This window comes from Kitasatospora sp. NPDC056446, assembly GCF_042796115.1.
Classification (GTDB): domain Bacteria; phylum Actinomycetota; class Actinomycetes; order Streptomycetales; family Streptomycetaceae; genus Kitasatospora.
Map to the genome: position 1 here is coordinate 1 of NZ_JBHTRF010000072.1, position 19200 is coordinate 19200.

A 19200-nucleotide genomic window follows, 5' to 3' on the forward strand; every position below is an offset into this window, starting at 1 on the left:
CTTCGCCACCGGCCTGCGGCCGGCCCTTGACCCGGACGGCCTCTTTGCCCCGGACCCCAGGCAGCTATCGGGGGGACGGGGGAGGTGCGCCCTCGAATTTGACGGTCTGTCACCCGGCTTTCCCGGGCGCCGAACCTCGCCTTCATGATTGACCAAAAACCCTCTTTGAGGTATTCTTGTCTTGTTGGCCGGGGATGGCACCCCCGACCGGCGGACCGAGGCCACAGCGCCCGTACCGAACCCCAAGAGGAGCAGCAACATGGCAGGCGAGACCAAGATGACCCTCATCGGCAACCTCGCGGACAACCCGACCCTCCAGTACACGGACGGCGGCGCGGCGGTGGTCAACATGACCGTCATCGCGAACGAGAAGACGTACGACAGCACGGCCCGCGTCTGGCGGGACGGCGACTCCCTGTCCATGCCGTGCGTTGCCTGGCGCCAGTACGCCGAGAACATCGCGGCGAGCCTGACCAAGGGCACCCGCGTGATCGTCACCGGCACGCTCAAGCAGCGCTCGTACCAGCCCGCAGACGGGCCTCGTCGCATCTACACCGAGCTGCTGATCGACGAAGTCGGCCCGGCCCTGCGCTTCGCCACCGCCGAGGTCGCCAAGGCGGCCGGAAAGCGCCCCGCCACCCAGCAGGCCGCGCCCGCCCAGGGGGCGCCCGCCGCGACGTGGCCGCCCCGCCCCACCACCCCGCCCGCCGTCAACCCTTGGCCGACCCCGGCCATGGCGGGATGATCACCAGGGCCGGGCGGCACCGAGCCGCCCGGCCCGCCGAATCCAGGCACCGAGAGGCCGCACCCGTGAGCAGCACCCCGCCCGAGTCCGGGCTGACCAGCACCATCAACACCATCCAGCGCGCCCTGTTCGCCGCCGTCCTCGCCCTCACCGGGCTCGGCGCGGCGTGCGCCATCTACGACCAACTCCTCATCACCGGCGCACTGCTGGCCGTCGTCGGCGGCCTCCTGTGGCTCCAGACGGTGGCCCTGCGCCTGCCGAAGCTCATCAACGCCGCCGCCGAAGCGCACGGCATCCCGCCGATCCTCCCCAGCACCCCAGCCGCCAGGCGCTGAACCCGAGCCGGCCGGGCCACCACGGTCCGGCCGGCCACCCGGAGAACCCTTGATCACTACCTACACCGCAAGCCGCCTGTTGCTGCGCTACGACGTCGAATACGCGCAGAACGGTCTCACGTACTACACCGTCCGTGCCCCGCACGTCTTCGGAACCGTCACCGTGCACCCCGAGCCCGCGCCAGGCGAACGCGATGATCCCGACGCCTACACCAGCCTTCGCCTCATCTCCGGCCGCTACGACCCGACCGAGAACCCGAGCGGGTACACCGACCGACTCGCGGTCTACAACGCGTGGATCTACGACGGCATCACCCTGCCGCCGCCCGGCTCGACCAGCACCCGCGACCCGTGGGAACGGCTCCACCGCAGCCCCTACGAAGTAGCGACCCAGAGCGCCCGCGCCCGCGCCCGGGACATCGGGGAGAAGCTCATCGCCGAGTACCGCGCCGACCCCCATCGCCACGCCCAACACACCAACTACCTGCGAGCCGCAGCCGACGAGCAGCTCACCAGGGCCGCACGGGAGGCGGACGAGCTTCGCCCCGCCGTCCGCCGCCTGGCCCAGCTCGAAACCCTCCTCACCCGTTGGACCCGACTCCGAGCCCCCCAGACGAGCCCGACCACCGTGGAAGTCGGCGGATTCCTCGCCGACTGGCTCAGCGGCCAACTCGCCGGACACCAGCCCCTCACCCCCGGCGCCCAGGAGTTCTACCGGGCTTGGACCGCCGCCCGTCGACTCGGCGACCCGGCAGCGGTCTTCCAGCCCCGCCGGATCATCCTGCACACCCCCGCCGCGCTCGCAGCGTTCACCGCCCACCTCACCGAGGCCGCCCGGCAGGCGCCCAGCCCCGCTGCCCGCGCCGACGCTCGCACCCGTCTGCGCCGCATCGCCGCCACCCATCCGGCGCTCGCCGTGGACATCCCCGCCCCCGAGGAGGAAAGCCCGCTCGCGGCGTGAGCCCGTGATCACCACCACCGGATCGGGCCTGGTGGTGGTGGTCGCCGCCGGGGGCGGCGGGGTTCGGGCGCGCCTTCGGCGCGGCTGCCTTTTCTGGTCCGGGCGCCCCGCTGCGCGGTTCCCCCGGCCCCCCTTCGCGGCCCAGTATCCGGAGCCGGCCGCCCGCTTCAAGGGCGCTGCGCGTGGCTTCGCCACCGGCCTGCGGCCGGCCCTTGACCCGGACGGCCTCTTTGCCCCGGACCCCAGGCAGCTATCGGGGGGACGGGGGAGGTGCGCCCTCGAATTTGACGGTCTGTCACCCGGCTTTCCCGGGCGCCGAACCTCGCCTTCATGATTGACCAAAAACCCTCTTTGAGGTATTCTTGTCTTGTTGGTCAGGGAGGGCAACCCAGACCACCGACCCACGAAGAACGGCCCGTCGAGAGGCAGCGCATGACCGAGCTGAACAGCATGAACGTCGAACCCGGGACCTGGTCCTGGGGGGCGATGCCGGAGCAGAACCGGCAGGCCAGGGGGCACGAGTTCTACCCGCCGTTCGCCGACCTCGCCAAGATCCCGGAGCTGTACGCCACGGACGGCCAGCCGTTCGAGCAGAAGGTCTGCCACCTCCACTACTTCACCGGCGGATCGGACTGGTACATCGCCGAAGTGGACCCGTCCAGCGGCCTCGCCTTCGGCTGGGCGCGGGTCAACTACCCGGAGGGCGAGTGGGGTTACATCCACCTGGTCGAACTGGAAGAGCTCTACCTCACCCCCGCCGCTCGACCCGGCGCCCTGGCGCTCCCGATCGTGGTCGAACGGGATCTCCACTTCACCCCGACCCGCGCCGCCGACATCCCCGCCATCGCCTCCTAGGTCCGCCTGTTCACCCCTTCGAGTCCGGTCGAACCGAGGAGCCCCGTCATGTCCAGTCTTGGCCCCGAGCGCACCGCCGCCGACGAAGCGGCCCGCGCGCTGCTCGCCACCCATGCGTTCACCGCCGCCACCCCCGGCACCTACCGGTGCGAACCCACCATCCCCGAGGGCGTATCCGTGGTCGTCCGCGACCTGATCACCGCACTCCTCCACCTCGCCGACGTCACGGGTGTTCAGGGCGACCGCCAAGAACTCACCTACAACGCGTACCTGCGGTACCGCGAGGAAGCCGCCTACGAGCGGCTCGCCGAACTCGCCCCCTTCTGAGCCCAGTTCCCCGGCGGTGGTGGTGGTCGCCGCCGGGGGCGGCGGGGTTCGGGCGCGCCTTCGGCGCGGCTGCCTTTTCTGGTCCGGGCGCCCCGCTGCGCGGTTCCCCCGGCCCCCCTTCGCGGCCCAGTATCCGGAGCCGGCCGCCCGCTTCAAGGGCGCTGCGCGTGGCTTCGCCACCGGCCTGCGGCCGGCCCTTGACCCGGACGGCCTCTTTGCCCCGGACCCCAGGCAGCTATCGGGGGGACGGGGGAGGTGCGCCCTCGCATCTGACGGTCTGTCACCCAGCTTTCCCGGGTGTCAGGCCCTGCCTTCATGCTTGACCAAAAACCCTCTTTGAGGTATCCTTGTCTTGTTGGTCAGGGAGGGCAGCCCAGACCAGCGACCCACGAAGAGCCGACCGAAAGGTGCCACGTGACCACGATCGACCTGGTCCGCCTGCGCGAGATCAACGACGACAAGCGGGCCGAGTGCGGCCACGCCGAGGGCCCCGGCTGTGCCTGGTGCTGGCTCACTCCCGAGGCGATCACCGAACTCCCCTTCGCCGATCGCCTGGCCGCCGCCGTCGAACTCGACCACATGCTTACCGAGATGGGTGTCCCCCGCGCGCCCCGGACTGTCGTGATCGTCCACGGTGCCCGGACCTACGCCGTCCAGATCATGTGCCAGGAACTCGGCACCTGGGAGCTGCGAATCCCTGCGTCCGGCGAGGAGTACACCCTCTATCGCGGAGCGATCTACGCCGAACCCGCCGCGCAGGTCCGCGACGAGAAGGTCCCCACGTGGACCCGGGGCAGTGACGATCTCGCCGACGTCGCCCGCAGCTTCGCGGGTCTGCTCTGGGCATCCGGCCTTCGGCGCTGATCTACCACCCGGCCCGGTGAGCCGCCGGGCCGGGCTCCGCCCTCGCTCCCGAAGGAAGACGTATGAAGATCATCGACGTTCACCACGACCTGACTGTGGACCGCCCGGCCCGCTCTCGCGAAGTCCTCGCAGTCCTGTCATACATCGGCTCTCGCTTCGACGCTGCCGCTGTCGTCGTCCGGGAGGTGGCCCCGGAGGAGCTGGCGGAGCTGCCTCCCGTTCCGGTGCTAGACATCGCCGACTGGGAGCAGGCGTGCCGCGCGCTAGTCGCGCTAGATGCCTTCCTGGCAGGTGCCGAGGCCAGGCTTGCGACCGTACGCGAGGGCGGCAGGGTCGTTGTCCCGTGGCAGGTGCGCCTGTCATTCGTCTGCGGTCTCGACACCATCGCCAGGGCTTGGAGGGATGCCTACCTGCCCGGCGCGCACTACGTGATCAGCCCCGAACTCCCAGTGCGGCCCGACCTGCGCGCGACGGCCGCGTGGGGTTCGAGCGCAGGGGGCGCCATCGCCTGCGCCCGCCGCTGGTCAAAGGTCGTCACCGTGTCCAACTTCCGCGAGCTGTCGGACGAGGCGGACGCGGGAACCGGGCATCCGCATAACCAATGACTTGACCAAAAACCCTCTTTGAGGTATTCTTGTCTTGTTGGTCGGGGAGGGCAACCCCGGCCGACGCCCGCGAACCGAACCCGTGTGAGGGGACCTCGTACATGACCATCTCCCTGGCCAAGACCTCCACCCGTAACGCCAGTCTGCGCGAGATCGTGGACATCCTGCGGGAGCAGCAGCCCCGCAAGGCCGACATCATCACCCCGGCGCAGAGCATCCGTGCCGAAGGCGGTCGACTGATCGTCAACGGCGCGGACTACGACTACGACATCACCCCGGACGGAGTCACCCGCAAGGCCGCCGAACTCCGCCTCACCGGCGTCGCCGAGTCGGGGCTGGCCGAGAAGCTGGGCATCCCGGTCGGCTACCTGCGCAAGACCCGGGTCGAGGCCCCGGAGCTGTGGGACCAGAACGTCAACGGCTGGCTCACGCACGAGAGCCGCGAGGCCAAGAGCTACATGATCCGTACGCTCCGGCCCGGCCAGGGCGAGGACACCGGTACGGCCCGCGCATTCCTGAGCGCGAGCTACCGGATCATCGACAACCTGGACATCCTGACCGCCGCCCTCCGAGGCGTCTACGACGCGGGTGTTCAGGTCCGCCTGGACAGCTGCGACCTCACCGACCAGAAGATGTACGTCCGGGTTGTCGCCGACGAAGTCCGCGCCTACGCCCCGGAGCTGCTGCGCAACTACCGCTCCCCGTTCACCGAGGCGCGCGGCAGCGACAACCCGACCGTCTTCGCCGGGTTCGAGATCAGCAACAGTGAGACCGGGTGCGGGGCGTTCACGATCGTGCCCCGGCTGGTCGTCCAGGTCTGCGACAACGGCATGACCATCACCAAGGACGCCATGAAGTCCGTGCACATCGGCGGACGCCAGGCGGACGGCGTGATCCAGTGGAGCGGCAACACCCAGGACCGCACCCTCGACCTGGTCACCTCCCAGACCGCCGACGCCGTCCGAACCTTCCTCGACCGTGACTACATCCTCCGGCAGATTCGTGACATCGAGGACAAGGCCGGAGCCCGCATCACGGACCCCGAGAAGGCGATCACCACCGTCAGCCAGCGCCTGCGCTTCTCCGAGGCGGTTCGGGCCGACGTGTTCTCCCACTTCATTCGGGGCGCCGACCTGTCCGCCGGTGGCGTCATGCACGCCGTGACCTCCGTCGCCCAGACCCTGCCCGATGCCGACGAGGCCCACGAACTCGAATCGCTCGGCATCCGCGCCATGGAGCTGGCCGCCGCGCTGTGACTGCCCCGCCGCCCGGCCCGAAAGGGCCGGGCGGCCCGTCACAGACCACCAGCCGCAGCCAGCGCGCCCGAGGGAGACCCCGCCATGAACACCACCGCCGACCGCCTGCGCGATCTGGTCGCCGAGGTCACCACCTTCGAAGAGGAGTGGGAGGAGGAGTTGCGCGCAGCTCTCCCGACGTACGACCCGAACCGCGACGGTTGCCCCGTCGAACCACGCGACGAAGTCCGGTACTTCGAGCTGTACGACGTCCGCGCCGCCGCCGCCCGTGACCTGCTCCACAGGACGACCATCGGCATCGAGAAGGTCATCAGCGAGCTGACGGAAGCCGAGCCCGAGCCCGAGGCCGACCAGCCCGGTTAACCGGTCCAACCGCCGCCCAGCGCGACGCTGGGCGGCCCACCGGCCGGGAGCGCCGAGGAGCGGGGATCGACCCCGCACCTCGGCCCAACCCCTCCCGCCGCTTTCCCATCGCAGCACCAAGCGCCGCACCGCCCGCCGGCCTCTGCCGCCCGTGGCCAGCCGGCCCCGGCCCGGGGCGCCGAGCTGCGGGGATCGACCCCGCACCTCGGCCCAACCCCGCGCGGCGCCTCCTGCTGCCCACCTTCACCTTTCGCACCACCAGGAGAACGACGTGCCGACCCTGCCCCACACCGGGCTCCAGACCCCTGACCAGCCCTGCTACGAGGTCACCGCCTGCCGCGAGTTGCTACTGCTCCGCGGAACGCCGTTCCTGGCCACCATCAGCCACGGCCGCCGCGAGATCGGCACCGCCCAGAACTACGGTGACGGCGACCTCACGGAGTTCGTGCCGCACGGCGACTTCGACACGGGGGACTTCGCGAGCTTCGCCGACGCCTGCCGCCTCGACGGCGAGCCCGTCAGCTTGTCGCTGCTGCTCGACCTGCTGATCGAGGAGTACAACGTCGCCCGCTCGCTCCGGGCCCAGCTGCGCAACGGCCGCACGATGCTGCGCGAGGTCACCGCGGCAGGCACCCGCATCACCGGCACCGCCGCGATACCTGACACCGCCGCCGGCCGAAAGCGGCTGCGCGAAGCCCTCGGCCAACCGCTGACCCCCGGCGCCGTCACCGAGTTCTGGAACGGCAGCAGCTGGGAGCCCCTGAGAGGCGCCTCCGAGTCCTGAGTCCACTCCGGGCTTGGCCCGGCAACCTCCCGGCCGCGCCGAACTCGGCCAGCCCCAAGCCCCCAACTGCCCAGGAGACCAGCAGCATGCCGAAGTACATCATTCCCATCGACGTCATCACCGTGCACGTGGTGCCCGTCCTCGCGTCCACCCCCGAAGCTGCTCAGGCTGAGGCCGAGCGCATCGTCACGGGCGACTGGGAGACCTGGTTCGACCACGCCGAGCCCGTGGTGGTCGGAGACGCCCACACAGAAGCCGAGTGGGACGCCGAGCAGGAGAGCACGAGCCGCACCGGCACCAGCGGTCAGCCCGGCCCCCTCTCGGCCAGCCGGCCGAAGGACACGGGCCCCGCGGCCAAGCCCCGCGCGCCCCGTACCGATCACCACGCGAACGGCAGCGAGTGCCCGCCCACCCACAGGCACACCAGCGCGGGCAAACCCCTCACCGAGGGGTGCCCCGGGCGGGCGTACTCCAGTGCCAGGTGCACGTGCGGCTGGACCACACGCAGCATGGTCAAGGGCTACGTCGACGAATCCCGAAAGCGGCACCTCAGCCAGCACCGCTGAGACCAGGCACACCCGGCTGATCAACCGTCGCGGCCCGGAGGGCAACCGGGCCGCGACGACCTCCCACGAACCCGGAAGACCAGCACCACGTGACCACCCCAAACCACCCCGGCGACATAGCGGGACGCGACACTGCGCCCGCAGAGTCCCCACCCACCCGGCTCCAACTCCCGCGCGACGGCGACGCGCTCACTGCGGACATCGTCGTCGGCGTCCTCGGAGTCGCCGCGTTCGCGGTCAGCTTCAAGCACGTCGTCCAGACCGCCGACCGCGCCGGCCAGACCGGATGGGTGGCCTACGCCATCGCCGTCTCCGTCGAACTGATGGCCTTGGGCGCCGTCTCCGAACTCCGTCGCCGCAAACGCCACGGACACCCCGCCCGCTGGCCCCGCGCCGTCCTGGTCCTCGGCGTCAGCATGAGCCTGGCCGCAAACCTCGCCGTCGCCCAGCCCACCCCGTGGGGGTACGTGATGGCCGCCTGGCCCGCCGTCGCATTCCTGGCCGCCGCCGGAATCATCGAGTCCCGCTCCTCGGCTCGGCCGGCTCCAAAGGCGATACCCCTCGCAACCTGCGGCCCGCCCGCCGACCCCGCCGAAGAGACCGGAGCCGACCAGGGCCCCGAGGCCGCTGCGCAGCAGCCTGGCCCAGCGCCGGCCGACGAGCCCCAGCAGCCGGAGGCGGCCGAACCGGACGTCGAGGACGAGCCCGCCGAGGACGAGCAGACCGACCCGGCACAGCCGCTCCGGCAGCGCCCGAGTCGGCTGCACGTCATGACCGAGCTGCTCGCCGCGATGACGGCCGACCCGGACTGGAAGCCCGACTACGACGAGTTGATCCGTACGACCGGCTGGGGCCGGTCGTGGTGCGAGAAGCGTGTGGGCGAGGCCCGCACGCTCCATCGGGGCCGTACGGAACCTGCCGCCCACGAGGAAGCCGCCGCCCGCACGGGCGAGCCGCAGCCCCTTCACCCGGTCCGTACGCCCCGTGACGCCGACGACCAGCCCGTACCCCCGACCTCCCAGCCCGCACCGAACCCGTACAAGGAACCCGCACGTGAGCACCACCCTCCACATACCGCCGCAGCTGCGTGACGCCGACGCGTACGTGCTGAACAACAGCGCGGGCAAGGACAGCGCCGCGATGCTCCACCTGTGGGCGAACACCGCCACCGAGGAGATGTTGGAGCGCACCGTCGTGCTCCACCTCGACCTCGGCGACGCCGAGTGGGACGGAGTGCCCGCCCTCGCCAGTGAGCAGGCGGCCGCGTACGGACTGCCCTTCGAGGTCCGCCGCCGCGAACGCGGCGGCCTGCTCGACCTCGTCCGGGCCCGCGGCCGTTGGCCTGGGCCCGGCACCCCCTTCTGCCGCAGTTACCTCAAACGGGACGTGGCCAGGAAGTTCTACACCGAGCTGACCACCCGACTCGGCATCACCGGCCGACCCGCGCACATCGTCACCGAACTCGGCCTGCGTGCCGACGAGAGCACCGTACGGGCCCGCCGCCCCGCCATCGCCCTGGACCGGGCGGCCAGCTCCGGACGACGCCAGATCACCACATGGCTGCCCATCCACCAGCTCAGCACCGACGACGTGTGGAAGACCGTACGGACCAGCGGCATCCCGCCCCACCCCGTCTACCAGCACCTGCCCCGTCTGAGCTGCCGCCTGTGCCCGTTCGCCGGACGCGCCCACCTCATTACGGCCGCACGGATGGCACCGGACACCGCACTCGACTACGCCCTGGTCGAGGACGAGATCCGCCAGCCCTTCCGCCGCGACCTCTCCATGGCCGAGATCATCGATGCCGCCGAGCGTACGGACGACGACCCCGTACGGGCCCTGCGCCCCTGCGGGACGCCAACCCGTACGCTCCGGCGCCGTACGGAGGGTTGCGCCGCATGAACCGCACCGCCCCTGTAGGGGCCGACACCGAGATGCCCATCGTGCTGAGCTACGGGATGGGCCTGGACAGCGCCGCCGTCCTCACCCGCTGGCTCACCGAGCCGGCCACCCGCACCTTCCCGCTCGACAAGTTGACCGTGCTCACCGCGATGACCGGCGACGAGCCGGACGTCACCCGGCGCCTCAACGAGAACCACGTGCTGCCGCTGCTGCGCGACACCGGCACGCGCTTTGTCCAGATCAGCCGCACCAGTCAGAGCGGCGGGTACACCGTGCTGGACGACTCCCGCACCGCGAGCCGACTGATCATGAAAGGCCCGTGGCGGCTGTCCGACGAGCTCCGCACCAGCGGCACCGTCCCCCAGATCGCGGCCAAACGCCGACTGTGCAGCCTGCACGCGAAAGGCCAGGTGCTCGATGAGTGGCTGGCCGACGAGTTCGGCGGCCGACCCTTCCGACATGCCCTCGGCTTCGCCGCCGAGGAGCTGCGCCGCGCGGAACGCGACGAGGGATTCACCGCCACCGGCCGCCGCCCCGAGTACCCGCTGATCGACCCCTGGGGATGGGACCGGCACCAGTGCGCGCAGTACCTGCTCGACCGCTTCGGCGAGCCCTGGTCGCGCTCCGCGTGCGGCTACTGCCCCTTCTCCGCCGGGCACCGCGGCCGGGCCGAGCTGGTCGAACGCTGGCGCGCGGAGCCGGCCATCGGTGCCCAGGCCCTCGCCCTGGAGTACACCGCCATGGCCCTCAACCGCCGCTCGAAGCTCTACGGCACCGTCGCCGCCCAGGACCTCGCCCGCACCCACGACCTGACCGACGTCCTCGCCCGGTTCGAGGAGGACCTCCAGCGGCAACGGTGGAGCGTCTACGAGGTGCGCCGCATCATCCACCCCCGCCGCGACGACCCCGCGGCCAAGGGCCCGGCCTGGCGCAGCGTCCGCACGGTGTTCACCGGGCACCGAGACGACGCCCAGCTCATGCTCCGCGCGGCCTCCGCCGGAACCGCCGTCACCGACACGTACGGCATCACCAGGGCCGAGATCATCCCGCGGACCAGCGGCTACCCGGCGATCGAGATGGCGCTCGCCCTCGCACCGGCCGGCGTTCGCGACAAGGAGCGGCCCGCGTTCGGCTCCTGGTGGGAACGACTCCACCACCAGGCCGCGCCCGGAGCCCGGCGCAGGGTCACCCTCGCGGCGTGACCGAACGGAAGACGGGGGCCAGCAGCACGGCCGAAGCCGTGCCGACCTCGCGGATCGGCTGGGCAAGCCGCTGGCCCCCTCCCACGAAGTCGATCCCGAAGGAGCGCTACCTCGCGTACGTAAACTAGTACACGCCGAGCCGGGGAAGCGCGTCCCCCTGAACTCTCACCCAAAGGAGACCCGCTGATGGCCCCCGCCCCGACGCTCGCCGAGCGGCTGGCCGCCGCCCCCACCGACCGCCTCAGCGTCGCCGACATCGCCAGCGTGACTGGCCTGTCCGAGCAAACCGTCCGCCGCCTCACCCAGGACCCGCAGTGGCCCGGAGCAGACGGAACCGGTGACCGTGGCGAGCAGCGGTTCGAGCGCGACGCCTGCGCCCAATGGATGCGCGACCACCAGGCTGCGCGGGTCGACGTCACCGAGCTGCCCGGGGCCGACACCGACCGGGTCACCATCACCGACATCGCTCACCGAACCGGCATCCCGCGCGCCACGATCAGCCCGATGCCCGCGAAGTACAAGGACAGCAACGACCCGTTCCCGGCCGCCGATGTCCTCAGCACCTACAACTGGGGCGAGGTCAAGTCGTGGCTGGGCCGGCGGTCCAGCCGCACCGGCCCGCGCGGCACTACCGCGGTCCCGGTTCCGGCCGAGGTTCCGACCACCACGCCGGTGCTCGACGTGCTCACCACCGCCATGATCGAGCGGCTCACCGGCCGGGGCAAGGAAGCCGTCAAGACCCTGGTCCGCCGCCCCGAGATCGCCGACCTCAGCAGCGGCAAGGTCGGCCGCTCACGGGTGTGGCCCGCCGCTGCCCTGCTGCCGGTGCTCTGGCGACTCGGCTACCTGCCCGAGACGGGCCCGCTCTCCCTGGAGCAGACCGCCGTCCTCGTCGAACTCGGTTACCTCCCCGCGAAGGGGAAGCCAACCCCCGAACAGGCCGCCGTGCTGCTTGACTTCGGCTACGACCCCAAGGGCACCGTCGAGCACAGGGCGTGGCTGGCCGGCCCCCTCCGCTCGGCGACCGAGCTGGCCGCCCACTACGGCGTCACCATCAGCGCGGTCAGCCGACGGCTCAGTCGCGCTCGGGACGCAGGCGAGCCGGTCCCGACCCCGATCGACACCGAGGACGGCAAGCGCTATGACCCCCGGGTGTTCGACAACTTCTGGAAGTAGAAAGCCCGGACCGGCAAGTGCCGTCTCTGCGGGCTCAGGCGGTTGTCGCCTCGGGCTGGCCGGAACCGGTTGAGTCCTCCTGCTCGTCGCCAGCCGTCTCGGTGGAAGGCAGGCCGGCTCGGGCGCGCACCATCTCAGCGCGAGCCTGAATCAAAACGGCGCAAGCCTTGATGATTCCTGCCACGCCTGCCGCTCCTGCTGCGACTGCACCACCGATCGCAGTGATCACCTGTGCTGTGTCGGACGGGCTGAACCGCGCGGTAGCGATGTCTTCGAGAACGGAGTACGCGGCGATGTAGGCGACCAAGTAGGCAACCGCTGCGACCAGTAGAAGCACAGCTGCTTCGACTAGCTCAGCCCGGCGCCGCTGGTTGAGGCTCGGCGCGAGCAGTGGGCCACGATGCGGCGTCCCGGCCGTGACGAGGGTTGCGCCGCCAGCGCCCCAGTCGTGCGCCGGGGCCACCAGCTCGGGGTCGACAAGGTTCAGAGTGGTCTGCGGATCACTGGTCGGCTGGGCAACGTGTTGAAGGACCGAGGCAATGATCGCCACGAGCTGTCGATGAGATTCCGGATCACCCCACAAGCTCTGTTCCCGCAACGCGAGAACGCGTTCAACGACCTGCCGGGCCCGCTCCCGAAGGTGGTCCCGGTGGGCTGGGTCTGTTCGGCGCGGTTCACATTCCGCATGAACGGTCAGCGCGGTGCAGAAGCGGCCCACGGCGTCCGAGACAATCGATGCCCTCGATTTCCCGCGTACCTCACCAAGATCAGGAGCTGTGAGAGCCTCCAGCGCGGCCACCGCCGCCATTGCGGTGTGCTCGTGCGGGACCGAGCGGGTGTAGGCCCGTCCGTCGAGAGCAGCCAGAAATCCGGTCACGGCAATGAGCACGAGGATCACAGCGAGCGGCCACACCGACGCGTGAACGGCGATGCTCAGCTGCAGGGACACGACCAGAGCCAACGCCGGGATCGTCCAGCGCGCCCCAAGCGCAATGCGGCCGGCGATCGCTCCCGCGAGTCGCCGCCGCATAGCGCTTAGATTCGGCACACCAGACTCTGGAACGCCGGCTTGCAACAAGCGTTCCCGCGTACGGATGGCGCGTTGCGCCGCAGCCCTCCGAACTAACCTGTTTCGCTCCAGGGCAAAAGCCCTGCCAGGAACGCGTGGTCTGCCTCCCCACGGCAACAGGAAGATAAGCACGACCAGCAGGTCTGCGATGTAGACCACCAGGCACCACGCGAGGACGTTCACGGCCATGAGCGCGATGCTAGCGACCGTGACAGACAGGTACGGCGGATTCGTCAGGAAGAGACGCTCTGAGTGCCCGCGCAGTGCAACGCTCAACTCGGATCTCCGCACGTCGTTCTGCGGCTGCCTGGCGGACCCTCGTCGAAGCACGCCGAGACCAACCGATGGCTCTCGTTGCGACGCTGCCAGCCGACCGAGCTCTACCCTGCTGTGGTGCCACTGCCGCCCGATGACTCCGGCCGCTCTCCAGCAACCGGGACCGACGCAACGGCCAAGGTGCCCCCCTCGTCAACAGGCGGCTTCTTGTCGCCGGCCGCCTCTGCTAGGACCGCCCGCACCTCCGCCAGCGGCAGCCCCGTCAGCTCCGCGATCTGATCGCGCGGCTCACCCAGAGCCTGGAGCCTCACGACGGCCAGCTTCGCCCGCTGTTCCGGCTCCTTAGCCGCCGCCTCCGCGTCCGCCAAGACCTTCGCTGCCCGCGCGCTCGCGCTCGCCCGCAGCTGCTCCGCCCTCCCCGTCTGCTCGTAGAAGTCGGCCAGCGCCGACTCCACCCGCCGCTCGCGCTGGAGACGCTCCGCGTCCCGCGCTGCCTTCGCCTGCTGCGCCGCTCGAACCGCACTGGCCCGCGACGCCGAAATTCGTCCGCTCATGCCGGAACCATAACCGCAAAACCCCAGGTGATAAACCCCGTAGATTCCCTATCGATAAGCGTTGATAAACGTCGAGAAGTCTCGATAGGAAAACCGAGACGCGCATCACCGGAGCAGTCACGAAGGCGCTCTGACCTGGCCATCTGCTAGCCATGACAAGTCATCCAGACACCTCTTGCAGATATTCTGAGCATGGTCCGCTGCGCGGGGCTAAAGTGCCTGTATGACATTTGGTGGGGCAGGTGAATCGGCGGCGCGAATAGCCGTCGAACCCTGCCTTACTCGGGATCGGAAAAGCAGCTGGGGGTGGTCGCGTTGATGACCATCCACAAGCTCACCGCAGGTGCCTACACGTACCTGACGCGGCAGGTCGCGGGCGGCGACGTGCAGCGCCAGCGGGGACAGTCGGCAGCGGACTACTACACCCAGAAGGGCAACCCCGCGGGCATCTGGCTCGGCCGCGGTGCCCCGCTGCTCGGAGTCGACGGCACCACCGTCACCGAACAGCACATGAAGCACCTGTTCGGCCTCGGCCAGCACCCGGACGCCGAGCGGATCATCGCCGAGCACCTGGCCGCCAACGTGCGCGCCGACATGGACGCCGAGCAGCTCGCCGACGTACGCGCCGCCGCGATCAAGGCCGCCACCCTCGGCCGCAAGTACCCGGAGTACAAGCCGCTCGACGCGTTCGCCGAGCGCGTCGAGAAGCGCCTGGCCGTCATCGAGAAGCAGGCCCGCCGCGAGCCCACCCGCGCCGAGATCAAGAAGGTTCAGCACGAGGAGTCGCGCCGGCAGCGCTCCACCGTCGCCGGCTTCGACCTCGTTTTCGCCCCGGTTAAGTCCGCCGCGGTGCTGTGGGCGCTGGACGAGCGCGAGGAGGTCCGCGCCGCCGTCCGCCAGGCCCACGAGGCCGCCCGCGACGCCGCGCTGGAGCTGCTGGAGGAGCACGCCGCGTTCACCCGCACCGGCAGCACCGGCCAGGCCCAGATCGAGACCAAGGGCCTGATCGCCGTCGCCTTCGACCACTTCGACTCCCGGGCCGGCGACCCCAACCTGCACACCCACGTCGTCGTCAGCAACAAGATCCAGGGCATCGACGGCCGGTGGCGCTCGCTGGACGCGCGCCCCCTGCACGCGATGACCGTGGCCGCCTCCGAGTACTACAACTCGCGCTTCGAGACCGAGCTGACCGCCCGGCTCGGCGTCACCTTCGAGGCCCGCGAGGACGCCGTCACCAAGCGCCAGCCGGTGCGCGAGATCGTCGGCGTGCCCGTCGAGACGATCACCCACTTCTCCTCCCGCCGGACCGAGATCGAAGCCCGCTACGAGCAGCTGCTGCGCGAGTACCGGCGCGACCACGGCCACGACCCGTCGACGGGCACCTCCCACAAGCTTGCGCGCCAGGCCAACCTCGACACCCGCGAAGGCAAGAAGGCCGCTCGCTCGCTTGAGGAGATGCGCGCCGACTGGACCACGACCGTCACCGCCGCCCACGGCCAGGACGTCATCCGCCGCGTGATGGCCGCCGTTCCCGCCGCCGGAACCAGCCCCGCCCACGTGGAAGAGCAGGCCCAGAACGAGGTCGACATCCCGACCCTCGCCGGCACCGTGCTGCTCACCGTCGCGGAGGAACGCGCGGTGTGGACAGTGTGGAACCTGCGCGCCCACGCCGAGCGCCTCGCCCGCTCCGAGCACCCCACGAACAGCACCGACGAGCACCACCAACTGGTCGAGGCGATCGTCACCGAGGCGATCTCCCCGGTCCACAGCATCCGCGTCGACGCCCCGGCGCTGCTCTCCGAACCCGAGGAACTCCGGCGGTCCAACGGCGACTCCGTGTTCGTCCAGCACGCGTCCGCCCGCTACACCAGCAGCACCATCCTGGACGCCGAGCGCCGCCTGGTCGACGCCGCCCTCACCCCCTTCACCGGCGGCCTGAACCCTGCCTTCGTGGGTGCTGCGATCGACGGCTTCGAAGCCCGCAACCGCGCCCTGGACGACGGCCAGCGCGCCCTCGTCACCAGCTTCGCCACCGACAAGCGACTGCTCGCGGTCGGCCTCGGCCCGGCTGGCTCCGGCAAGACCACCGCCATGCAGGCGTACGTCCACGTCGCCGCCCAGGCCGGGCAGCGTGTCGTCCCGCTCGCCACCTCCGCGGCAGCCGCCGCCGTCCTCGCCAAGGACCTCAAGCAGCCCGCCGAGAACCTCCACAAGTTCCTCTGGGAGTACACCGGCGGCACCTACGCCCCCCAGCTCAACCGCGGCCAGGACGTGCCGAAGAGCCGGGCCGGCTTTGCGCTGAACCCGGGCGACGTGGTCCTGGTGGACGAGGCCGGGATGGCAGGCACCCTCAACCTGGACACCCTCACCCGGATCGCCGCCCAGCGCGGCGCGACCGTGCGCCTGCTCGGTGACTACCACCAGCTCAGCTCCGTCGAATCCGGCGGCGCCCTGCGCCTGATCGCCGCCGAAGCCGGCGCCGTCGAACTGACCGAACTCCACCGGTTCAGCAACAAGGCCGAAGCCACTGCCACCCTCAAGATCCGCGTCGGCGACGGCAGCGGCCTGGACTTCTACTTCACCAACCAGCGGGTCGTCAGCGGCTCGCGCACCGCCATGATCGAGGCCGCGTACGACGGCTGGAAGACCGACATGCTCGCGGGCAAGACCACACTGATCAGCGCCGCCGCCGGTGCCGACGTCACCACCCTCTCCGCTCGCGCCCGCGAGGAGCGCGTGGCCGCCGGCCAGGTCGAGGCGGACGGCGTCCTGCTGCGCGACGGCAACCGCGCCGGCCGAGGCGACTGGATCGTCACCCGAGACAACAACCGCAAGATCACCACCAACCGGGGCGCCGACTTCGTCAAGAACGGCGACGCCTGGCAGGTCCTGCACCGCTCCGAGGACGGCGCCCTGCGGGTCCGGCACATGGGCCACCGCGGCTGCGTTCAGCTTCCCGCCGAGTACGTCGCCGCCCACGTCCAGCTGCTCTACGCCTCCACCGTCATGCGCTCCCAGGGCGGCACCGTGGACACCGCCCACCCGCTGGTCACCGAGGACATGACCCGCGAGGACCTGTACGTCCAGCTCAGCCGGGCCCGCCACAAGACCACCATCTACACGGCCACCCACGACCTGCTGCCGTTCGACACCGACGACCAGCTCGACAAGCCGAAGAACGACCCCGACGCCTTCGCCGCCCGCGAGGTGCTGGAGCGCGTTCTGAGCCGCGAGGGCGCCCAGCTCTCCGCCACCGACACGATCCGCAACGCCCAGGAGGACGCCGTCTCCCTGGCCACGCTCGCGCCCCAGCACCAGCACGCCACCGAGGCCCTCACCACCCCGCACTACCACCAGCTCATCCACCGGCTCCTCGGCCCCGCCCTCGCCGAGCAGATCACCACCGACGACGCCTTCACCGCCGTCGCCCGCGCCCTGCGTAACGCCGAAGCCGGCGGCTGGCAGCCCGAGCGACTCCTCGCCGCCGCCACCTGGCGAGGCGACCTGACCACAGCCGACTCCCCGGCCCAGACCCTCGCCTGGCGCCTGAACACCATCACCAACGACCGCCCGGCCCCGGCCCACCTCAACGCCCCGACCGCCGCCGACACCACCCGCTACGCCGCCCTGGTCGCGGCGCACACCGACCTGCCCGCCCACCGCTTCGACCCCGAGGCCGCGACCACCGAACCGGCCGCCCTGCGCATCGCACCCGCCGCTGCCCAGGCCGCCGACGCGCACCCGCACGTCTCCGCCGACACTCTCAACCACTACGCCGTCACCGCCGCCACCGCGCTCAACACCACCACCGACAAGGTCACCGCCCACCCCCAGTGGCCCCACCTCGCAGGCGCCCTGGCCGCCGCCGACCGAACCGGCCACGACACCACCAACCTGCTCACCGCCGCCGCAATCCAGACCACCGGCACGAGCGACCCGGTCACCGCCCTGACCCGCACCGCCCGCACCACCCTGGCCGCAGCCGGCATCCCCGAGAACCACCAGCAGGCCCCCGAAGCCCTCCGCCACCAGGCCCTCGCCGCCGATGTCCTCGGCAACGAGAACGCCACCCGCGCCCGCAACGAGAACACCTGGCCCGCCCTCACCGCAGCCCTGCGCCGCGCCGAGACCGCCGGCCACGAACCCGCCACCCTGCTGCGCCAGGTCGCCGAGAGCCGTCCGCTCACCGGCGCCGACAGCCTCAGCCAGGTCCTCGCCTGGCGCATCGGCCGCTCCCTTGCCGTGCAGGCCCCCGCGACCGTCGACCAGCAGAGCGACCGCGCGCAGACCGAGCTGTGGCGCACCCTCGCCTGGACCCTCAAGGCCATCGAGAACACCGGCACCACCGCGGAAACCGCCTTCGCCGAGGTGACCGGCCGTACCGCACTGCCCGAACTGCTCCACCACGCCCAGCAGCAGGCCCTCGCCCACACCCGCGCCGCCTCCGGCCGCGCTGACCTCCCGGCGTGGATCAGCGCCGTACCGCGCTCCACCACGGCCAACCCGCTCCACCACGAGTACCTCACCGACAGCGCCGCCCTGATCGCGAACCGGCTCTCGGTGCTCGCTGACCGCACCGTGGAGACCCGCCCGGAGTGGAGCCGGACCCTCGGCGAAGCCCCGGCCGACCCCACCCAGCGTGCCCAGTGGCAGCGGCAGCTCGCCCTCGTCGCCGCCTACCGCGACCAGTACAAGGTCACCGACGACAACGCCGCCCAGCCCGCTGGCCCCTACATCGAGGAAGGCCGCACCGGCCACGACGCCTACTGGCAGGCCACCGCCGCTGCGATCGCCGCCCGACGCGCCGCCTCCGCACCAGCGAGCGCGGAGACCACTCCCGTGACCACCGACCAGCAGGCCCGCCGCCAGCTCGCCGCCGACGTGTACCGCGCCCTGCCCGAAGCAGACCAGACCGAGATCCTGCGCACCGTCGCGGCCCGGACCGGCGCCACCTGGCTCGCCAGCCTTCCGCGCCTGGACGACGCCGCCCTCGCCCAGCAGAACGTCGCCGAGCAGGTCACCACCGTGCTCGCCGAGCGCCGCCAGCTCACCGCGGAGGCCGTCCGGCCCGAGCAGCCGCAGGCGGAGGAACAGCGTCAGCCGACCCTCGCCGAGCGCCGCCGAGCCGGCCGCCAGGCCGAGCGCCAGGCCCACCGTGACCAGCTCCAGCAGCGCGGCGGACAGCCCACCCGGACCGCCCGACACGTGCCCGGCCGCCGCCCCGAGCCCGTCGAACAGCGCCAGGTTCAGGCCCCGGCCCAGCGCCATGCCGCTCCGCAGCAGCAAGTCCAGCCGCCGCCGCAGGCCCGCCAGGACCAGCACGGTCCGCGCATCCGCTGACGATCACGACGCTTCGAGCC

The 19200-nt window shown here is 71.2% G+C and carries 18 protein-coding genes; 16 read left to right on the top strand and 2 right to left on the bottom strand.

Going from position 1 to position 19200, the window contains the following annotated elements; all coding sequences use genetic code 11:
- Window positions 1-259 precede the first annotated feature (259 nt).
- The 15 genes from ssb to ACFQ6N_RS31890 all read left to right on the top strand — a co-directional run bounded on the left by ssb (window position 260) and on the right by ACFQ6N_RS31890 (window position 11941).
- Window positions 260-745 (top strand): single-stranded DNA-binding protein, encoded by a 486-nt coding sequence (gene ssb / locus ACFQ6N_RS31820; RefSeq protein ID WP_380656617.1) that lies wholly within the window; start codon window positions 260-262, stop codon window positions 743-745.
- Window positions 746-810: 65 nt separating this feature from the next.
- On the top strand, window positions 811-1080 hold the full coding sequence (locus ACFQ6N_RS31825) for a hypothetical protein (RefSeq protein ID WP_380656619.1): 270 nt from the start codon (window positions 811-813) through the stop codon (window positions 1078-1080).
- Between the two features lie 49 nt (window positions 1081-1129).
- Entirely contained in the window at window positions 1130-2041 is a 912-nt protein-coding gene (locus ACFQ6N_RS31830) for a hypothetical protein (RefSeq protein WP_380656621.1), read from the top strand.
- Between the two features lie 432 nt (window positions 2042-2473).
- A complete protein-coding gene (locus ACFQ6N_RS31835; protein WP_380656624.1) occupies window positions 2474-2896 on the top strand; it encodes a DUF2958 domain-containing protein in 423 nt (140 codons plus the stop codon).
- Between the two features lie 48 nt (window positions 2897-2944).
- Entirely contained in the window at window positions 2945-3223 is a 279-nt protein-coding gene (locus tag ACFQ6N_RS31840) for a hypothetical protein (protein ID WP_380656626.1), read from the top strand.
- A 414-nt stretch (window positions 3224-3637) separates the two neighbouring features.
- A complete protein-coding gene (locus tag ACFQ6N_RS31845) occupies window positions 3638-4087 on the top strand; it encodes a hypothetical protein (protein WP_380656628.1) in 450 nt (149 codons plus the stop codon).
- A gap of 62 nt (window positions 4088-4149) precedes the next feature.
- On the top strand, window positions 4150-4692 hold the full coding sequence (locus tag ACFQ6N_RS31850) for a hypothetical protein (RefSeq protein ID WP_380656631.1): 543 nt from the start codon (window positions 4150-4152) through the stop codon (window positions 4690-4692).
- 101 nt (window positions 4693-4793) lie between these two features.
- A complete protein-coding gene (locus tag ACFQ6N_RS31855) occupies window positions 4794-5948 on the top strand; it encodes a DUF932 domain-containing protein (protein WP_380656634.1) in 1155 nt (384 codons plus the stop codon).
- An 84-nt stretch (window positions 5949-6032) separates the two neighbouring features.
- Window positions 6033-6311, top strand: coding sequence for a hypothetical protein (locus ACFQ6N_RS31860; protein WP_380656637.1), 279 nt, complete (start codon window positions 6033-6035; stop codon window positions 6309-6311).
- A 271-nt stretch (window positions 6312-6582) separates the two neighbouring features.
- Window positions 6583-7095, top strand: coding sequence for a hypothetical protein (locus ACFQ6N_RS31865; protein WP_380656640.1), 513 nt, complete (start codon window positions 6583-6585; stop codon window positions 7093-7095).
- A gap of 86 nt (window positions 7096-7181) precedes the next feature.
- On the top strand, window positions 7182-7661 hold the full coding sequence (locus ACFQ6N_RS31870) for a hypothetical protein (protein WP_380656643.1): 480 nt from the start codon (window positions 7182-7184) through the stop codon (window positions 7659-7661).
- A gap of 89 nt (window positions 7662-7750) precedes the next feature.
- Entirely contained in the window at window positions 7751-8752 is a 1002-nt protein-coding gene (locus tag ACFQ6N_RS31875) for a DUF2637 domain-containing protein (RefSeq protein WP_380656645.1), read from the top strand.
- A complete protein-coding gene (locus ACFQ6N_RS31880; RefSeq protein ID WP_380656648.1) occupies window positions 8715-9563 on the top strand; it encodes a phosphoadenosine phosphosulfate reductase family protein in 849 nt (282 codons plus the stop codon). The genes ACFQ6N_RS31875 and ACFQ6N_RS31880 overlap by 38 nt, the downstream gene beginning before the upstream one ends.
- The gene (locus tag ACFQ6N_RS31885; protein ID WP_380656651.1) at window positions 9560-10765 is read left to right on the top strand and encodes a hypothetical protein; all 1206 of its coding nucleotides are present in this window, start codon (window positions 9560-9562) and stop codon (window positions 10763-10765) included. Before ACFQ6N_RS31880 ends, ACFQ6N_RS31885 begins: the two co-directional genes overlap by 4 nt.
- A gap of 186 nt (window positions 10766-10951) precedes the next feature.
- Window positions 10952-11941 (top strand): helix-turn-helix transcriptional regulator, encoded by a 990-nt coding sequence (locus tag ACFQ6N_RS31890; protein WP_380656654.1) that lies wholly within the window; start codon window positions 10952-10954, stop codon window positions 11939-11941.
- A 34-nt stretch (window positions 11942-11975) separates the two neighbouring features.
- Here ACFQ6N_RS31890 and ACFQ6N_RS31895 read toward each other — a convergent pair whose 3' ends face one another.
- On the bottom strand, window positions 11976-13199 hold the full coding sequence (locus tag ACFQ6N_RS31895) for a hypothetical protein (protein WP_380656656.1): 1224 nt from the start codon (window positions 13197-13199) through the stop codon (window positions 11976-11978).
- Between the two features lie 191 nt (window positions 13200-13390).
- Window positions 13391-13840, bottom strand: coding sequence for a hypothetical protein (locus ACFQ6N_RS31900; RefSeq protein ID WP_380656659.1), 450 nt, complete (start codon window positions 13838-13840; stop codon window positions 13391-13393).
- Window positions 13841-14158: 318 nt separating this feature from the next.
- On the opposite strand from ACFQ6N_RS31900, the gene mobF reads away from it, so the two are divergent.
- Complete coding sequence (mobF, locus tag ACFQ6N_RS31905; RefSeq protein WP_380656662.1) at window positions 14159-19180, top strand: MobF family relaxase; 5022 nt, start codon at window positions 14159-14161, stop codon at window positions 19178-19180.
- Window positions 19181-19200: the final 20 nt, after the last annotated feature.